The organism is Microbulbifer mixtoriginis (SeqCode) (assembly GCF_052466865.1).
The window spans coordinates 218196-235974 of the sequence record NZ_CP174293.1 but is presented as its reverse complement, the minus strand read 5'-3'; the positions used below and the strand labels follow the sequence as shown (position 1 = coordinate 235974).

Genomic DNA, 17779 nt, shown 5'->3' with positions numbered 1-17779 from the left:
GTTTTTTGGCGCCTTTACGAGGAAAAAACCTCTTTGTTTTTAGTTTCTATCCTAATAACTGGATGTTTCCTAGGATCTACTCTTTGAGCTGACTAGCATTGGGCCCATGTATCCACTTTGGGAATGCCCATGATACGAATGGCAGAACTCAAAGAGTTGGATAGGCTGGAACAGCTCTGGCTACACGCTGTAACAAATTCACACCCTTCGCTGCCCCGTCAGTTCTGGTTGCAGCGCCGAAGTGAATTTCGTAGAGACTGCCGCCGATCCAACCAATGCCTGGTCTTTACCGGCCGCCACAGCGCCGTTGCGGAGGCTTTTATTACCCTGGTGGACAGGGATAACATCGCCCACCTCTGTGTCAGCCCACTGTTCACCGGCTGTGGTATTGGCGCCACCTTACTTCAGGCTGTTGCCAGGGGATGTAAACAACTCCAGGCTCAAGTATTTCGTGAAAACCTGCGCACGCGTTATTTCCTGCAAAAACATGGGTTTGTAGAAACACAACGCGGATACAATGCCGAATATGGGCAGCATCAGATTTTTATGTCCTGTGGAGGTCTTCGCCCCTGAGTTCATAACCTAATATCCGAGGTTGAACCCATTACTTATAACCGAAGCTTATTGATTCACTCCTTTTTATTGTTTCTACGCGACAAGCTATCCGGGTAGCATGACTTCCATTCTAGTTTTCCAATGCGCTGATTTTTATGGGACACAACGCTTCCAGTAATGCCCTGCAGTCTTCGAGAGGCCGCTTCTTTCATCACAATGCCAACCTGGCAGTATTGAATCAGACTTTTGCTGAGGCTAAACCCAGCGAAATCATGCAATTCACCATGGAAAAGGCCCAGAACCCGGTAGTCTTTACCAATTTCCGCCCCCTTGCTGTGGCCTTTCTGCATCTTGTGAGCAGAGCCAAGCCGGATATTCCGGTGATCTGGGTGGATCACGGTTACAACACTCCTGAGACCTATCGCCATATTGAAAATGTGGTAAAACAGCTGGGCCTCAATCTGCGTACCTACTCTCCAAAGATGTCCGCGGCCCACTACAACGCTGTATACGGTGGTATTCCAGCCCTGGATACTCCCGAGCACGACTTCTTTTCGCGTACGGTTAAGCTCGAGCCGTTTAACCGCGCCATGCAGGAATTGAAACCGGATGTGTGGTTAAACGGCATTCGTCACGATCAGAATGCACACCGTAAAAACCTGGATGTTTTTACCCAGGGGAATCACGGCACCATTCGCGTAGCGCCAATGTTTCATTTGAAAGAGATTGATGTAGAAGAGTACGTTTACGAAAACGAACTGCCGGACAATGATGTGTATTTCGATCCGACCAAGGGTGAAGAACATCGCGAGTGCGGGTTATTACTGGAGAAATAAATTCATAGATCGGCGGGGGAATTTTTTCTCCGCTTTTTTTCTAAAAACTTTCTTTTTCCCTTAGTTTTTCTTCCAAGATACCCAATCTTCCGCGATCAAATAGTTCTTATTTATGCATAGCAATTAATTCATAATTTTGGCTTTTGTCAGATTTCTCTGCAAAAAATATTTTTTTTCTTTGCTTTTTTCCCATTCCCTTCTGCTTGCTGATAGCAGAAACAGAAGGGCTTATAAAACTATATTCTTAATATTCAGCCAACTAAGCAGCGGCCTCACCGGTAAGATGCCGGCCTTTTTCCAAATGATTTTTTAGGTCCTCCAACATTTTACCAAACTGTGTGCCCGTCATTTTTTTCACTACCGGGCTCAGTACGCCACCAATGGCACCCAGCTCCATGTTCGCAGTGAAGCTCACCCTTGTCCCATTTTCGGATAAAGCCTCTAATTTAAACTGCGATAAACTTTTCTTCACCGGAAATCCTGGCGGTGTGTTCTTGGTTTCTACAGACACATCCAGCTCATGCTTTTTATCATCAAATCTTGTGATGGTTTCATCGGCGACAAGACCATTGGGGCCTTTATTTGTCAGTACACAGACACGCCCTTTTACACTGGCATTGCCAACCGGAGTACCCTCTTTGGCAAAGGAATGCGGTATCAGCGTCATCCATTGGTAAGCGGTATCAAAATCCACAGCAAGCACTTTCCAGACCTCCTCAATCGGGCGGTCTATGGCAACTTCTCTCTTAACTTGAACGATTTTCATTGGATTCTCCCAGGATGTTCGGTGCAATAAACATTGACGGGAGACAGATTAGCTGGACACTATTTGCAACGGAATATAACAAAATAGGACACTGTGTTGCATAAAGGATCCATTGAATGGACTGATATTCAGTTCTTTATTGCGGTTGCCAGGAGTCATAGTGCCCGCAGCGTTGCCGAAGACCTTGGAGTAAGCCACTCCACTGTATCCCGCCGTATTGACGCTCTTGAAGGGAGGCTTCAAGCCAGACTGTTTTACCGTAATTCCAAAGGTTATCAACTAACCGAAGATGGAGAAGCCATGCTCGGTTATGCCAAATCCGCAGAGCAGTACCTCGACGCGGCACAGAAGCACTTGCAGGGTGGTAGCCATCGGCTCTCTGGTGAAATACGCGTTACCATGCCTGATGTCGTGGCCTCCCATCTTGTGATTCCGCACCTCAATGAGTTCACCAACGCCTACCCACAGATAAACGTTCAGCTCCTAGTGACCAGCCAGGTGCTCAGCCTCGAGAAACACGAGGCGGATGTGGCTTTGAGAATCCTGCCCAAAGGTGCAGAGGTACCCGAAAGGTTTATTGCCCGTAAGCTTACCAACCTACCTAGCTGCTGTTACGGCTCGCCAGCCTATATTGCAGAATCACTACCAGAGCACGGCCGCTGGCTCGGCTGGAGTAATGAGGATGGCAGGGTGAACTGGGCCCAAAACACCCCTTATCCGGATTTGCCCTATCAACATCAGATCAGCCATGGCCTGATTCAGCTAGAAGCTGTCAGAAGCGGACTGGGCTTGGCCAGGCTTCCCTGCTTTCTCGCCGATGGAGTTAATGGTGTTATTCGCTTACCCGGCGCGGAACCCTCCAGCCTGCACGATCTGTGGCTGGTCTCTACACCGGAACACCGCAATGTACTGCGCTTTAAAGTCTTTCGAGAGTTTATTGTGAGTCTATTCAGGCGCCTTGAGGATAAGCTGGAAGGCAAACTGGCGGGGTGATTTCGATCGATACTTACCTGGAGCGGTATAAAACCGCCCCAGGCAATCCATCTATTTTTAAGCGTAAGAGCGTCTGGAAGACTTAAACATCCAGGTTTTCCACCGCTAGGGCATTGGTCTCGATAAAGTCACGGCGTGGCTCTACCTGATCCCCCATCAGGGTGGTAAATATCTGGTCAGCCGCAATGGCATCTTCAACGGTTACCTGCAGCATACGGCGGCTCTCTGGGTCCATGGTGGTTTCCCAAAGCTGCTCCGGGTTCATCTCACCCAGCCCCTTATAGCGCTGGATACCATAGCCTCTGCGGCTCTCGCCCATCAGCCAGTCCATCACTTCAGGGAAGCTGCCAACAGCGCGCTGCTTTTCGCCGCGCTGAATAAAGGCACCTTCTTCCAACAGCCCCACCATCTTCTCACCCAGAGCGCAAACAGACGCGTACTCAGCGGAATCGAAGAACTCATGGTTGATCAGGTAGTCGCTGCCGACGCCGTGCGCCACGATATGGATATGGGGCAGGAATAGGCCGCGCTCGGTATTTTCCTGCACAGTCACTTCATGGCGACGGGTTCCTCCGCTCTCTTCGTCACCGAGTTTCTCCTGTAGCTTCTCACTCCAAGCCGCGACTTTCTCCTGAGACTGCAGGTCTTCCTGAGACAAGCTGGGCAGGTAGATCATGCTGCGCAGCACCTCCTCTGGATACAGGCGGGACAGACGATCAATAGTAGCCAGCACACTGCGATACTCGCCCACCAGGCTTTCCAGGGAAGCGCCAGATAGTCCAGGTGCATCCGGGTTCACAAATAATGTGGCGCCTTCCAGGGCGGCGTTGGTGAGGAACTGAGTCAGAGCACCCTCATCTTTTAGGTACTGCTCCTGCTTACCCTTGGAAATCTTATACAGTGGCGGCTGGGCGATATAGATATGGCCACGCTCAATCAACTCCGGCATCTGGCGGAAGAAGAATGTCAGCAGCAATGTGCGGATATGGGCTCCATCCACATCCGCATCGGTCATGATGATGATGCTGTGGTAACGCAGCTTGTCCGGGTTGAATTCGCTCTTACCGATGCCACAGCCCAGTGCGGTGATCAAGGTGCCCACTTCGGCACTGGAAAGCATTTTGTCGAAGCGCGCTTTTTCCACATTGAGGATTTTGCCCTTCAGCGGCAGGATCGCCTGGGTACGACGATCGCGGCCCTGCTTAGCAGAACCACCGGCAGAGTCACCCTCCACCAGGTAGATTTCCGACAGGGCTGGGTCTTTCTGCTGGCAGTCTGCCAGTTTTCCGGGCAGACCAGCGATATCCAAGGCACCCTTACGGCGGGTCATCTCACGCGCCTTACGCGCCGCCTCACGGGCTTTCGCCGCATCGATCATTTTAGTAACGACGGACTTGGCTTCCTGGGGGTTCTCCAACAGGTAGTCGTTGAAGTGATGTCCCATCTCCTGCTCAACAGCGGGCTTCACCTCAGAGGAAACCAGCTTGTCTTTGGTCTGCGAGGAGAATTTCGGGTCCGGTACCTTCACAGAGATTATCGCGGTGAGGCCTTCTCGGGCATCGTCGCCGGTGGTGTTGACCTTATCTTTTTTGCCCAGGCCCTCGCGCTCAATATAGGTGTTCAAACCGCGAGTCAGCGCCGCGCGGAAGCCTGCCAGGTGGGTACCACCATCGCGCTGGGGGATATTGTTGGTGTAGCAGAAAATGCTTTCCTGGAAACTGTCATTCCACTGTAGCGCCACTTCTACGGCGATGCCGTCATCGCGCTGGCTCTGGAAGTGCAACACCTTGTTGATGGGAGTTTTGTTTTGGTTAAGAAACTCCACAAAGGCACTCAAGCCGCCCTCGTATTCATAGACCTCTTCCTTACCACTACGCTCGTCCTTCAAGACAATACGTACACCGGAATTGAGGAAGGACAGCTCGCGCAAGCGCTTGGCCAGTACATCGAAATGGAATTCGATATTGCTGAAGGTATCTGCAGAGGGCTTGAAGTGCACGGTGGTGCCGGTGGTATCGCTATCTCCCACCACCTCCAGTGGAGCCTGGGGCACACCGTGATGATAGGTTTGCTCGTGGATCTTACCCCCACGGCGAATAGTCAGCTTCAACTCTTTTGACAGCGCATTTACTACTGACACACCCACGCCATGCAGACCACCGGATACCTTATAGGTATTGTCATCGAACTTACCACCGGCGTGCAGCACGGTCATAATTACTTCTGCAGCAGAAACCCCCTCTTCTGGGTGGATTTCTGTTGGAATACCACGGCCGTTATCTGAGACAGAAATCGATTCATCCGGATGGATGGTTACGCGAATCTCATCGCAATGGCCTGCTAGTGCTTCATCGATGGAGTTGTCGACCACCTCGAACACCATGTGGTGCAGGCCGGTGCCATCGTCGGTATCACCGATATACATTCCGGGGCGCTTGCGCACCGCATCCAGGCCTTTGAGTACCTTGATACTGCTCGAGTCATAGCTTTGCTGCTCTGACATTTATTCGCTCCATTCAACTTATTATGCAGCCGATGCATCGGCGCTGATATTCCCATGTTCCACGTGGAACACTTTTGGGCAATTCCAAGGGGCTTCCAATTGTCGCCAGGGGCGGCTTGTAGTGCCCTCATCTATTCCGGTTACCAGTACCTGGCTGGCACAACGACCAACCCACTGGGCAAAAACATGCTGATTGTGATCATCCAGCTCTGCTGGAAGGTCGTCCACAAGAAATACCGGTTTCTCTCGGTGACGACAAACCAACTGCGCCATAGCCGTGCGTACGGCGCATACCAGCATTTTCTGCTGGCCACGGGATAAAACATTGTGTGCAGGCTCACCTGCAACGGTAAAACGGAGATCTGCTCTGTGAGGCCCAGTGCGGGTATGTCCCTGACTGAGATCACTATCCCGAGACTCTCTAAGCGCCTCGGCCAGTTCAACCTCTTTTCGCCAACCGCGTCGATAACTCATATCTACCCGATTTAGCAGGCTGGGAGGTAACTCTTCCAGTAGCGTTGTTACGGCCGCACGCAATTGCTCGAATTGGCTGCGACGCAGGGTATCCACCTGTTCGCCACTTTGGGACAACTGATGCTCCCAAATCCCGATCGCGTCCGGATCGATTTTACCACGTCGCAACAAGGCATTTCGCTGCTTCAGTGCGATTTGATAGTTTTTCCATTGCTGAGCAAAGAGATGTTCCACGTGGAACACTGTCCAATCCAGAAGTCGCCTACGCACTCCAGGGCCACCATCCAGGGCGGAGAAACTATCGCTGTTAATCAGTTGTAAGGGGAGACAGTTAGCAAGCTGTGAACTGGACTCAGCCGCCGCCTGGTTGACACGCACACGGCCTCCGCCATCAGCTAGGCGCTCGACCCCAAGATTGAAGCCCGTATCCAGCTGGGTAAAAACCGTGAGCCCTGAATGATCATGGCGGATAACCGATTTGTGCTGGCGAGACCGAAAAGAGCGGCCTGTAGCCAACATATGAACAGCTTCAAGAATGGAAGTCTTGCCACTGCCATTGATGCCACAGAACAGGTTAACCCCAGTGTCCAAAAGCAGATCGGCGTGAGAGATATTTCGAAAATTAGAAATCAGAAGGCGGGTCAGCGCCATAGACCCCTCGCCCCGCTGGCTGGGAAAAATTCAGCGGCAATATTCAGAAAAAATAAAGGGACCGCCTGTTGATAATACAGTGCGGTCCCTTCTCGATTGTGAGCCAAATGCTTACTAACCAGGGCTTACAGACGCATCGGCATAATCACGTAGAGGGCATCTCCGTCCTCAGGTTGCTGCAGTAAAGCACTGCTGTTGGCATCCGCCAGACTAATGCGAATCTGGTCGCTGTGAATAGCACCAGTAACATCGAGCAAATAGGAAACGTTAAAGCCTATTTCCATGGGCTCCCCCACGTAATCCACCATCATTTGCTCTTCGGCCTCCTCCTGTTCGGGGTTATTGGCCACAATCTGCAGCAAACCCTCGGAGACCTGCAAACGTACCCCGCGATATTTTTCATTGGAAAGAATCGCTGCTCGGGAGAAAGCCTGACGCAGGCCCTGACGGTCGGCATAGACCACGTTGCCGGCACCACGTGGCAGAACGCGCTCATAATCCGGGAACTTGCCATCCACCAGCTTAGAGGTAAAGGTGAACTGGCCACTCATCACACGGATATGGTTGTTGCCCAATACTACCTGCGCCTGCACGTCGCTATCTTCCAGCAAACGCCCCAATTCCAACACGCCCTTGCGCGGTACAATCGCCTGAATGGGTGCCGATACATTCAAGCCCGGAGCATCGCGGTCGCACAGTGCCAGGCGGTGACCGTCAGTGGCGACTGCGCGCAGCTGCTGTGGGCGGCACTCCAGCAGTAGGCCATTCAGGTAATAGCGAACGTCCTGCTGGGCCATGGCAAAGCTGGTTGCCTCGATCAGACGGCGAATCTCGCGCTGAGAAATATCGAATCGAGTCTGGGCACTGGCTTCCTCCTGATTGGGGAAGTCCGCTGCGGGTAAAGTGGATAACTGAAAACGGCTGCGGCCACTGCGCAATACCAGGCGCTCGCCATCGCGCTCAAATTTTAATTCAGCGCCATCCGGTAATGAGCGACAGATATCCAGCAGCTTGCGTGCTGGAACAGTTACTTCACCTTCCATTTCCACGCCATCCACCGGCAAGCGGCCGACAATTTCCACTTCGAGATCAGTACCAGTCAGGGACAACTCCTGACCTTGTAATTGCATCAATACATTGGCCAGGACCGGCAGGGTCTGGCGTTTCTCAACGACACCGGCTACCAGTTGTAGGGGCTTCAGCAGGGCGTCCCGGCTCACATTGAATTTCATCGGTAGTTTCGCCTTGTTTGTCAGTTATTCGATTAAGTGGTCAACGACCGTGTCAGTAACTTTACGTCCTCGCGGATATCCGCATCAGACTCCTGCAATTCGCGAATTTTGCGGCAGGCATGCAAGACCGTAGTGTGGTCACGCCCGCCAAAGGCATCGCCAATCTCTGGCAAACTGTGGTTGGTCAACTCTTTAGCCAGAGACATAGCCACCTGACGCGGACGCGCGACAGAGCGGCTGCGGCGCTTGGACAACAGGTCAGCCACCTTGATCTTGTAGTATTCGGCCACCACGCGTTGAATATTGTCCACACTCACCAAACGATCCTGCAAGGCGAGTAGATCCTTGAGGGCCTCGCGCACCAATACATCGTCAATGGCACGGCCGGTAAATTGGGAGTTGGCTATCACACGGCGCAGGGCGCCTTCTAGCTCGCGCACATTAGAGCGGATACGCTGCGCGATAAAGAAAGCGGAATCGTGGGGTAACTCTACACCGAACTGCTCCGCTTTCTTCATTAATATGGCTACCCGCGTCTCCAGTTCAGGCGGTTCCACAGCCACAGTCAGGCCCCAACCAAAGCGGGACTTGAGGCGCTCTTCAAGGCCGTCGATCTCCTTGGGATAGCGGTCGCAGGTCAGGATAATCTGTTGACCACCCTCGAGAAGCGCATTAAAAGTGTGGAAAAACTCCTCCTGAGAGCGCTCCTTACCAGCAAAGAACTGAATATCGTCAATCAGCAGCGCATCCACAGAACGGTAATAGCGCTTAAAATCGCTGATGGCGTTGAGCTGTAGAGCCTTCACCATATCCGCGACAAAACGTTCAGAGTGCAGGTAGACCACTTTGGCATTGGGATTGCGCTCTAACAACGCATTGCCCACCGCATGCATAAGGTGCGTTTTACCCAGGCCCACACCACCATAAATAAAGAGCGGATTGTAGGCGCCACCAGGGTTGTCGGAGATTTGCTGCGCAGCAGCCAAGCCCAATTGGTTGGATTTGCCTTCAACAAAAGATTTAAAAGTGAAGTTTCGATTGAGGGAGCTGCCGTGCTTAATGGCACCCTCAACCTCAACCTGCCGCGCGGGTTGTTCCGGGATAGAACGCACCATGTCGTTCATTACCGCAGGACGAATATCGGATACCGCCTGCTCCCCCTTGCTGACCTGTCTGGAGTTGGTCTCCTCTTCCAGTATTGAATGAGGATTTACACCAGGGCCACCACCAAAGCCGCCACCATTCAGCGGCTGATTGGGAACAGGAGCCTGTGGCTCCGCATGGCTCATAAACCCCTGAGAGACAGAGGGAGAAACCACACCAGGTGTTGTGGAAAAATCCACCGGACCCGATGAAACAGAAGGTGCCGGGGAAGTTGTAGGTGCTATCGGTGGCGGCATAGCACTGGCAACCGGAGCCGTAGGGGGCACGGGAGCCGGTACAGGTGCCGCTTCCATTGCAGCGCGACTACGCTGAAAACGCGCGGGGCGACGAGCAGTGATCTCCAGCCCTACTTGAAGTGGCTGTCCAGGAGAGAACTGGTGGACCAGCTCGCGGATACGATGAAGGAATTTACCGCCAACCCAGTCCAGAACAAAGCGATTTGGTGCAACCAGTCGCAACTCGCCCTCTGCACACGCGGGATTGACGCGCAGCGGTCTGATCCAGGTATTGAACTGCTGAGATGGCAGCTCATCCTGCAAACAGCTCGCGCACTGCTTCCAAACGGATTCAGTCAAGAAACCCCCCAAAACCCCAAAATGGTAAGACCACGGAGACAACGGCATGAAAGGACTGGAGTGCCCTAGCCGTCAAATAAGATCGGCGCAGTATACCTTTCCATCGATGGGTTATCCACAAGAAAGCGTGGCGCTGTTGAAAAAATTGCGCAAAAATGTCCATGCAATCAGGTATTTGCGTAACAATTAGACAATTGAAGCCTACGCCCTTGGAACTTTATCCACAGCCGTCTGTGCATATCTTGGGGTCAATCGGTGGGCATCACGAAATACATCAGGTAGCTCAAGGGCTTGTCGAATAGCCGTTATTTGGCATCAGTGATTTAGTGGTAAACAAGCCGAATATCTCCCGTCTGTGCGTTGCTTTCACTGTTGCCTTTCTATACAATCCGCGGCCTTCGCAGCGCGTAGCTCCGTCTGCGCCGGCTCTGTGCCGGACCGGAGCCCAGGCCGCGGCCGGGGATGGTCCCGAGAAATCTTGAACACAAAGTCTCAGGTAGCAAGACTATGAAACGCACATTTCAACCCAGCAACTTGAAGCGCAAACGCACTCACGGTTTCCGCGCTCGTATGGCAACCAAAAACGGCCGTAAAATCCTGGCCCGCCGCCGCGCTAAAGGCCGCAAAGTACTGTCTGCATAATATCTCTTCCTCTTCTTTTTAGAGATTCTCCCTATGCAGCAGGTGCGCAGCAGCTTTGGATTTGCCAAGACTCTGCGCCTGCTTAATGCGGCGCAGTATCGCAAGGTTTTCAATGAAAACGTTGTGCGCGCCGCGCATCCCCACCTCCTGATCCTCGCATGCCCCAGTGATTCTGAGCATCCGCGCCTCGGCTTGGTAATTGCCAAGAAGCATGTGCGCAACGCCTCCGACCGCAATCGAATCAAGCGAATTACCCGAGAAACCTTCCGCTTGCAGCAACACCAGTTGCCGCCGCTGGATGCTGTAGTATTGGCTCGCCCGGGGGTTGCAGATCTGGATAAGGCCGCACTGGCGAAGACACTAAACAAGCTCTGGCGCAAGCTGGCCAAGCGCACGCAACAGCCACAATCGAAGTCATGAAGTGGCTACTGATCAAGCTGATACACGTCTACCGCTATCTGGCCAGCCCATGGGTAGGTAACCAGTGCCGCTTTTACCCAACCTGCTCGCGATACTCCGAAGAGGCGATTGAAACTCACGGAGCCTTAAAGGGGGGTTATTTAACTGCGCGCCGCCTTATAAAATGCCACCCCTGGCACCCTGGTGGACTGGACCCGGTTCCCCCCACCAAACACAAGAACACGCTCTAGGTATTAAGATGGATTGGCAACGCTATACGCTGCTAGGTGGAATTCTCGCGGTTCTCCTCGCACTTATCTTCCAGTGGAATGCATTTCAAGAGCAGCACACTCCTGAACTCGACCGCGAAACCATAGTTCACGACGATATACAGAGCGGCAGCCAAATCCCGGCGCAGACCAGCGAAAACGGCAATGGCGATGTACCCCAACTGGAGTCCCAAGCGCCAGCAGAGACAGGCACCGATAGCGGCCAACGCACGCTCATCAATGTCACCACCGACGTCTTTGATCTGCTCATTGATCCCCGTGGCGGTGATATCGTAAAAGTGGCCCTGCGACAGTTCCAGGAAAAGCTGGATACGCCTGATCAGCCCTTAATCCTGTTAAACCAGACCCGCTATCACACCTATATCGCCCAGAGTGGTCTGATCGGTAACAACGGCACCGATAGCGCCGCTGGCCGCCCCCTGTTTAAGGTTGAAAAGACCAACTACGCCATGGTCGAAGGGCAGGATCAGCTGGTTGTGGACCTGACCCTGCAACAAGAAGGCGCAAATATCACCAAGCGCTACACCTTCAAGCGTGGCGACTATCTCGTTCAAGTGGCCTACCTGGTGGATAACACCAGCGCCAAGCCCTGGTCCGCCGCTATGTTTGGCCAGATCAAGCGCGATGCCAGTGAGCCGGTGACTGATACTGGTTTTGGTATGTCACCCTTCCTCGGTGCCGCTCTTCACACCAACGAAGAAAATTACTTCAAGCAGGATTTTGAGGAAATCGCCGAGAAACCCACCCGCACCACAGTGGAAGGCGGCTGGGTAGCCATGGTGCAGCACTATTTCCTTAGCGCCTGGATTCCCCCACAGGATGAACGCAACACTTTTGAGCTGCGCGAATTGTCCAACGGACTATTCCGTATGGGCTTCACCGCCCAGCCGGTACAAATCCCCGCCGCGACTCAGGGCGAGCTGAGCGCTTCCTTCTATGCCGGCCCCAAGGATGTCTACCGCCTGGAGGAGATCTCGCCCTATCTTGACCTGACCGTGGATTACGGCTGGCTGTGGTGGATTGCCAAGCCGCTGTTCCGCGTACTGCACTTTATCCAGGAGCATATTGTCAGCAACTGGGGCTGGGCGATTATCTTGCTCACCGTCTTTATCAAGACACTGCTGCTGCCGCTGTCCGCCGCAGGCACCAAGTCTATGGCGCGCATGCGCAAGTTTGCTCCACAGATGAAAAAACTGCAGGAGCAGTACAAGGACAATCGTCAGAAGTTGGCGGAAGAGACCATGAAGCTCTACCGCCGCGAGAAGATCAATCCCATGGGGGGCTGCCTGCCGATCCTGCTGCAGATGCCGGTGTTTATCGCCCTCTACTGGATGCTCACCGAAACCGTAGAGCTGCGCCACGCGCCCTGGATCTTCTGGATTCACGACCTGTCGGCAAAGGACCCTTATTTCATCCTGCCAGTACTGATGGGCCTGTCCATGTGGTTTATGCAGAAGCTAAACCCGGCCCCCACCGACCCGACCCAGGCCCGTATCATGCAGTTGATGCCGGTGATGATGACGGTGTTCTTCCTGTGGTTCCCGGCTGGCCTGGTCCTGTACTGGATCGCAAACAACCTGATCACCATCGGTCAAACCTGGTATATCAACAAGCAGGTGGATGCCGGAAAATACTGATCAAGTATCCACAGATCACAAACAACAAGGGCCGCAACTGCGGCCCTTTTCCGTTATGTCGAGTACACTCAGCCGATGACACAACAAAGCCTTAATCGTGACACCATCGCCGCCGTCGCCACCGCACCAGGGCGCGGTGGTATCGGTGTAATCCGCCTCTCTGGCCCCAAAGCCCTGTCCATTGCCCAGCAAATCTGCGGGGATAAACCGCTCAAAGCGCGCTATGCCCATTACCGAAATTTTTTCCACAGTGAGCAACTGATCGACCAGGGACTCGCCCTATTCTTCCCAGGCCCCAACTCATTTACCGGAGAAGACGTGGTGGAACTGCAGGGCCACGGTGGACCGGTCATTCTCGATCAACTGCTGAAGGCAACGATCAAACTGGGAGCCCGCCAGGCACGTCCCGGGGAGTTTTCTGAACGCGCCTTCCTCAACGACAAAATGGATCTCACCCAAGCCGAAGCGATCGCCGATCTGATTGATGCCGGTAGTGCCCAAGCGGCGCGCAACGCCATGCGTTCACTACAGGGCGCATTTTCCGACAAGATCGAACACCTTGTGGAAAGCCTTACCCACCTGCGTATCTATGTGGAAGCCGCCATCGATTTTCCCGAAGAGGAGATCGACTTTCTCGCCGATGGCAAGGTGGCTGCGGATATCCAGGCCCTACTGGCACAAATGGCTGGTGTGGAAGCTCAGGCGCGCCAGGGCGCCATTATGCGCGAGGGTATGCGGGTGGCCATTGCCGGGCGCCCCAATGCCGGCAAGTCGAGTCTGCTCAATGCCCTCGCGGGTCGCAATACCGCCATCGTCACCGATATCGCCGGCACCACCCGCGATATCTTGCGGGAAGATATCCACATTGACGGCATGCCCCTGCAGTTCGCCGATACCGCCGGCCTGCGGGATGCGCCAGATAAAGTAGAGCAAATAGGCATCGAGCGCGCCTGGGAGGAGATTCACCAGGCGGATCGCGTGCTCCTGGTAATGGATGCAGAGCAACTTCACTCACTGGACCCGGCAGAGGCCTGGCCGGAATTTACCAACCAGCTTCAGGACTTAGACAAGCTCACACTGGTACTGAACAAAATTGATCTCAGCGATTACAGTGCAGGCCTCCAAGCTCACACTGAAGGAGTGCCGGTTATAGCCATCAGCGCCAAGACTGGCTCAGGCCTCGAAGCACTGAAGGAGCATTTGAAACAGTCTATCGGCTTCAGTGGTGCTGCCGAAGGCACTTTTAGTGCGCGTAGACGCCATTTAGAGGCTCTTGAGCGCGCCCGAGCCTTTATTGAGCAAGGTTCCCAGCAGCTCCACAGTCATGGTGCCGGTGAGTTACTCGCGGAAGACTTACGCCAAGCCCAACAGGCGTTGGGAGAAATCACCGGTGCAATGAGTGCGGACGAGCTGCTCGGGAAAATTTTCGGCAGCTTTTGTATCGGAAAATAAGAAGGTGTGGAGTTCCACGCACTTATCCAATTGGGGGCGCTAGTAAATAGCGTCCTCTTCTCTTCCCTATAGTACCTCCCTACTCTCCATCTTCTTATTCTCCTTCTGGCACAAGTTCCACACCTCTTGCTCACAGGAAGAGCCCAGATCTATCCTAGGTTGTTAAAAAAGTTCTATTTAATCCCCAGCTTTCCCGCATATTTTCCACGAAAAAGGTGAGAAATAAGCTTGAGATAGCTGTTTAAATGGCTCTTAAGGGAAAGAAGTTATACATGTCCACGGGGATTTCCCGTGGATAATCTTATTGGCAGTTATCTCACCATTAACCCACACCCATTCAATGGGTATATGCACAGATTTATACATTGCGTTTGACTACTCACAGGTATCCCCCAGAATGTCTGGGTAAAGCACCACAGACACTAGTCAAAAAAAACTGACTGTGGGCAAAAGAGGGGATAAGCACCTGCAAAATAGAATAATCGTATGATGATAACTTCCTAATAAGAGTAGATAGGGCAAAGTTGTCCCAAGTTTTCACAGCCTCATACCCCGGTTACCCCTGTGTCCACCAAGGGTTTGTCGGCAGGGTTTTCATCTTTGTAACTTATTGTTTTTAAAGGTTTTTTTGTGCTTATACCGAGTTGCGGCAGGTCTAATAAAAACAACAAATATAAAAATACTCTTTAAGATATACATATATTCATTAGTAAGAGTATTTAAGAAAGCAAGACAGAGTTTTGAAATTCATCTGATCAGAAGTTGATATTCAGGAAGGAGAGAGAAAGACAAAGGCAGAGCTTTCCTAAAAGGCTTGAATAAAGCCAATTGCTGAGGACACTTACTGACTATAAAATGTGCGCCCCAAGTTGTAACCAGTAGCAGCCACTATGGAATTCCCTAAGACCTATGATGTGATCGTGATCGGCGGAGGCCACGCAGGTACCGAAGCCTCACTGGCAGCGGCACGTATGGGAGCTTCCACTCTGCTGCTGACCCACAATATCGAGACCCTTGGACAAATGTCCTGCAACCCGGCCATTGGCGGTATTGGCAAGAGTCATCTTGTGAAGGAGGTCGATGCCCTCGGTGGCGCTATGGCAACGGCAACAGACCTGGGCGGAATTCAGTTCCGGGTCCTCAATGCCCGCAAAGGCCCCGCAGTAAGGGCAACTCGTGCCCAGGCCGATAGAGCCCTGTATCGCGCCGCGATCCGTTCGATCCTGGAAGCACAGGAAAACCTGGAGATCTTCCAACAAGCGGCAGATGACCTGATAGTCGAAGGTGAACGGGTTGTTGGCGTTGTCACCAACGCAGGAGTACGCTTTCGAGCCAAGACAGTGGTACTGACTGCCGGTACTTTCCTCGGTGGGCGTATCCACATCGGCTTGGATAACCACGCCGGCGGCCGCGCCGGAGATCCGCCCTCGATTGCCTTGGCGGATCGTCTGCGCGAACTGCCTTTCCGTGTCGACCGCCTCAAAACCGGCACCCCTCCTCGTATTGATGCCCGCTCAGTAGATTTCAGTGAGTTGGAGGAGCAGTGGGGAGATAGCCCCACACCGGTGATGTCTTACTTGGGCAGCCGCGATCAGCACCCGCGCCAGGTCTGCTGCTGGATTACCCACACCAATGCCCACACTCATGAAATTATCCAAGGGGGGCTCGATCGCTCGCCCATGTATTCCGGTGTGATTGAGGGGATCGGCCCGCGCTATTGCCCCTCCATTGAGGACAAGGTGCACCGCTTTGCGGACAAAGACAGCCACCAGGTGTTTATCGAGCCGGAGGGGCTGACTACCAACGAGCTGTACCCCAATGGTATTTCCACCAGTCTGCCCTTCGATGTGCAGATTGAGCTGGTGCACTCCATCAAGGGCTTTGAAAAGGCGCATATCACCCGCCCGGGCTATGCGATTGAGTACGATTTCTTCGATCCGCGCGATCTTTTGCCGTCCCTGCAAACCAAATTTATCCAGGGGCTCTATTTTGCCGGCCAGATCAATGGTACCACCGGCTACGAAGAAGCGGCCGCCCAGGGACTCCTGGCTGGCGCCAACGCCGCCCTACAGGCGCAGGAGCGCGAAGCTTGGTCCCCGCGTCGGGATGAAGCCTACCTGGGCGTGCTTGTAGATGATTTGATCACCAGTGGCACCAAAGAGCCCTACCGCATGTTTACCAGCCGCGCGGAATATCGCTTGCTGCTCCGTGAGGACAATGCTGACCTGCGCCTGACCGAAAAAGGTCGCGAATTGGGCCTGGTCGACGATACCCGCTGGGCAGCGTTCAGTGAAAAGCGCGAGGCGATCACTCAGGAAACCCAGCGACTGCAAGAGACCTGGGTGCACCCAAAGACATCCCAGGCCGCCTCCGTAGAAACCAAACTGCCGCAGCCATTGGCGCGGGAATACAGCCTGATGGACCTGCTGCGCCGTCCGGAACTGGGCTATCAGGATGTGGCGGGCCTCAAAGGGGAAGCGGTAACCGACGAGCAGGTTGCCGAACAGGTGGAAATTTCGGCCAAGTACGCCGGTTATATCGATCGCCAGCGCGAGGAAATTGAGCGCTTGCAGGCCTACGAAGATACCCCGATCCCGGCGGACTTCGACTACAGCGATATTTCCGGTCTGTCCAATGAGGTCAAGCAAAAGCTGGGAGAGACCCGCCCGGATACCCTGGCGCGGGCCTCGAGGATACCGGGCGTGACGCCCGCATCCATATCCCTGCTGCTGATCCAGTTGAAAAAGCGCGGGCTGCTGAAGCGCAAAAAAGCGGTATAAATCGGTTTTCCACAGGGTATCCCGCGAGGCCCTGCGGGGTTTGAGTTTCGCGGGACTACTGGGGGATAGACCCATTTCTCACTCAATGGAACAGTTTCGTCCGCGCCTGTTAGAGGCGGCGGCACAGATGTCGGTGGCACTCAGTGACCGGCAGCAGGATCAGCTACTGGAATACCTGGCGCTTTTTGCCCGCTGGAACAGTGCCTATAACCTGTCCGCCATACGCGACCCGGAGCAGATGCTGGAGCGCCATATTATCGACAGCCTCAGTGTGGTAAATCTCTGTGGCGAAGGCTCTTTGATCGATGTGGGTAGCGGTGGCGGCCTGCCAGGGATTCCTCTGGCAATTGTGCATCCGGAGCGCGCCATCACCCTGCTCGACAGCAATGGCAAGAAGACCCGCTTCCTGTTCCAAGTGGCCAGCACCCTGCCCCTGCCCAATATCACGGTAGTCAATAAGCGGGTAGAAGCCTTTGTGCCAGAACAGCCTTTTGCCGGTGTGGTGTCCCGCGCCTTTGCCTCCATCGAGGATATGGTCAATGGCAGTGAGCATATGCTGGCGCCTAAGGGTCGTTTTTATGCCATGAAGGGCAAGCTGCCTGAGGATGAGTTGAGCGCTCTGCCAAAAGGCATTAAGGTCGAGCAGGTGCACCGGTTGTCGGTGCCCGGCTGCGACGGTGAGCGACATATGATTCAGCTCTGTCGCACAGAATAAGATGGTAGTTTGGTGGGTCTGTCGCCCGCCCAATCCTGCTCCCCTTTCGAGGGACACAACAGCCGCTGCCCGAAGCCGAGCCGGCGTCGGGGCAAACGCACCCGGAAACAACAAA

The 17779-nt window shown here is 53.7% G+C and carries 15 protein-coding genes; 10 read left to right on the top strand and 5 right to left on the bottom strand.

Features of this window, described 5'->3' with window-relative positions; all coding sequences use genetic code 11:
- The first annotated feature begins 129 nt into the window (after positions 1–129).
- Together ACJJJA_RS01115 and ACJJJA_RS01110 are read left to right on the top strand one after the other, a co-directional pair.
- Positions 130–573: a GNAT family N-acetyltransferase gene (locus ACJJJA_RS01115; protein WP_252083968.1), complete on the top strand. Its 444-nt coding sequence runs from the start codon at positions 130–132 to the stop codon at positions 571–573.
- Positions 574–710: 137 nt separating this feature from the next.
- The gene (locus tag ACJJJA_RS01110) at positions 711–1391 is read left to right on the top strand and encodes a phosphoadenosine phosphosulfate reductase domain-containing protein (RefSeq protein WP_444883259.1); all 681 of its coding nucleotides are present in this window, start codon (positions 711–713) and stop codon (positions 1389–1391) included.
- A gap of 259 nt (positions 1392–1650) precedes the next feature.
- Here the strand turns inward: ACJJJA_RS01110 and ACJJJA_RS01105 are convergent, their stop codons facing one another.
- Entirely contained in the window at positions 1651–2157 is a 507-nt protein-coding gene (locus tag ACJJJA_RS01105; protein ID WP_252083966.1) for an SRPBCC family protein, read from the bottom strand.
- 96 nt (positions 2158–2253) lie between these two features.
- Here ACJJJA_RS01105 and ACJJJA_RS01100 point away from each other — a divergent pair, with 96 nt between their 5' ends.
- A complete protein-coding gene (locus ACJJJA_RS01100; RefSeq protein WP_444903510.1) occupies positions 2254–3150 on the top strand; it encodes a LysR family transcriptional regulator in 897 nt (298 codons plus the stop codon).
- Between the two features lie 82 nt (positions 3151–3232).
- Here ACJJJA_RS01100 and gyrB read toward each other — a convergent pair whose 3' ends face one another.
- The 4 genes from gyrB to dnaA form a co-directional block, all read right to left on the bottom strand.
- Complete coding sequence (gene gyrB, locus ACJJJA_RS01095; protein ID WP_444903509.1) at positions 3233–5653, bottom strand: DNA topoisomerase (ATP-hydrolyzing) subunit B; 2421 nt, start codon at positions 5651–5653, stop codon at positions 3233–3235.
- A 21-nt stretch (positions 5654–5674) separates the two neighbouring features.
- Positions 5675–6778, bottom strand: a complete 1104-nt coding sequence (recF, locus tag ACJJJA_RS01090) for a DNA replication/repair protein RecF (RefSeq protein ID WP_444903508.1) — start codon at positions 6776–6778, stop codon at positions 5675–5677.
- 125 nt (positions 6779–6903) lie between these two features.
- The gene (dnaN, locus tag ACJJJA_RS01085; protein WP_252083962.1) at positions 6904–8010 is read right to left on the bottom strand and encodes a DNA polymerase III subunit beta; all 1107 of its coding nucleotides are present in this window, start codon (positions 8008–8010) and stop codon (positions 6904–6906) included.
- Between the two features lie 32 nt (positions 8011–8042).
- A complete protein-coding gene (dnaA, locus tag ACJJJA_RS01080) occupies positions 8043–9749 on the bottom strand; it encodes a chromosomal replication initiator protein DnaA (protein WP_444903507.1) in 1707 nt (568 codons plus the stop codon).
- A gap of 507 nt (positions 9750–10256) precedes the next feature.
- Here dnaA and rpmH point away from each other — a divergent pair.
- The 7 genes from rpmH (at position 10257) to rsmG (ending at position 17664) form a co-directional block, all read left to right on the top strand.
- Positions 10257–10391 carry a 50S ribosomal protein L34 gene (rpmH, locus tag ACJJJA_RS01075; RefSeq protein WP_020413885.1) on the top strand — a complete coding sequence of 45 codons (135 nt, stop codon included), beginning with the start codon at positions 10257–10259 and terminating at the stop codon, positions 10389–10391.
- A 33-nt stretch (positions 10392–10424) separates the two neighbouring features.
- Entirely contained in the window at positions 10425–10811 is a 387-nt protein-coding gene (gene rnpA / locus ACJJJA_RS01070) for a ribonuclease P protein component (protein WP_444903506.1), read from the top strand.
- Complete coding sequence (gene yidD / locus ACJJJA_RS01065) at positions 10808–11041, top strand: membrane protein insertion efficiency factor YidD (protein WP_083922742.1); 234 nt, start codon at positions 10808–10810, stop codon at positions 11039–11041. Before rnpA ends, yidD begins: the two co-directional genes overlap by 4 nt.
- 8 nt (positions 11042–11049) lie before the next feature.
- Positions 11050–12717, top strand: coding sequence for a membrane protein insertase YidC (gene yidC, locus ACJJJA_RS01060; protein WP_444903505.1), 1668 nt, complete (start codon positions 11050–11052; stop codon positions 12715–12717).
- A gap of 75 nt (positions 12718–12792) precedes the next feature.
- Complete coding sequence (gene mnmE / locus ACJJJA_RS01055) at positions 12793–14169, top strand: tRNA uridine-5-carboxymethylaminomethyl(34) synthesis GTPase MnmE (RefSeq protein ID WP_444903504.1); 1377 nt, start codon at positions 12793–12795, stop codon at positions 14167–14169.
- Between the two features lie 890 nt (positions 14170–15059).
- On the top strand, positions 15060–16949 hold the full coding sequence (gene mnmG / locus ACJJJA_RS01050; RefSeq protein ID WP_444903503.1) for a tRNA uridine-5-carboxymethylaminomethyl(34) synthesis enzyme MnmG: 1890 nt from the start codon (positions 15060–15062) through the stop codon (positions 16947–16949).
- Between the two features lie 85 nt (positions 16950–17034).
- Positions 17035–17664, top strand: coding sequence for a 16S rRNA (guanine(527)-N(7))-methyltransferase RsmG (gene rsmG, locus ACJJJA_RS01045; RefSeq protein ID WP_444903502.1), 630 nt, complete (start codon positions 17035–17037; stop codon positions 17662–17664).
- The last annotated feature ends 115 nt before the right edge of the window (positions 17665–17779 follow it).

Bases quoted from the DNA above. Each gene is read 5' to 3' on its own strand.
- rnpA (WP_444903506.1), top strand. From the start codon at position 10,425: ATGCAGCAGGTGCGCAGCAGCTTTGGATTTGCCAAGACTCTGCGCCTG.
- dnaN (WP_252083962.1), bottom strand. From the start codon at position 8,010: ATGAAATTCAATGTGAGCCGGGACGCCCTGCTGAAGCCCCTACAACTG.
- yidC (WP_444903505.1), top strand. From the start codon at position 11,050: ATGGATTGGCAACGCTATACGCTGCTAGGTGGAATTCTCGCGGTTCTC.
- mnmG (WP_444903503.1), top strand. From the start codon at position 15,060: ATGGAATTCCCTAAGACCTATGATGTGATCGTGATCGGCGGAGGCCAC.
- rsmG (WP_444903502.1), top strand. From the start codon at position 17,035: ATGGAACAGTTTCGTCCGCGCCTGTTAGAGGCGGCGGCACAGATGTCG.
- mnmE (WP_444903504.1), top strand. From the start codon at position 12,793: ATGACACAACAAAGCCTTAATCGTGACACCATCGCCGCCGTCGCCACC.
- yidD (WP_083922742.1), top strand. From the start codon at position 10,808: ATGAAGTGGCTACTGATCAAGCTGATACACGTCTACCGCTATCTGGCC.
- recF (WP_444903508.1), bottom strand. From the start codon at position 6,778: ATGGCGCTGACCCGCCTTCTGATTTCTAATTTTCGAAATATCTCTCAC.
- gyrB (WP_444903509.1), bottom strand. From the start codon at position 5,653: ATGTCAGAGCAGCAAAGCTATGACTCGAGCAGTATCAAGGTACTCAAA.
- ACJJJA_RS01110 (WP_444883259.1), top strand. From the start codon at position 711: ATGGGACACAACGCTTCCAGTAATGCCCTGCAGTCTTCGAGAGGCCGC.
- ACJJJA_RS01115 (WP_252083968.1), top strand. From the start codon at position 130: ATGATACGAATGGCAGAACTCAAAGAGTTGGATAGGCTGGAACAGCTC.
- ACJJJA_RS01105 (WP_252083966.1), bottom strand. From the start codon at position 2,157: ATGAAAATCGTTCAAGTTAAGAGAGAAGTTGCCATAGACCGCCCGATT.
- rpmH (WP_020413885.1), top strand. From the start codon at position 10,257: ATGAAACGCACATTTCAACCCAGCAACTTGAAGCGCAAACGCACTCAC.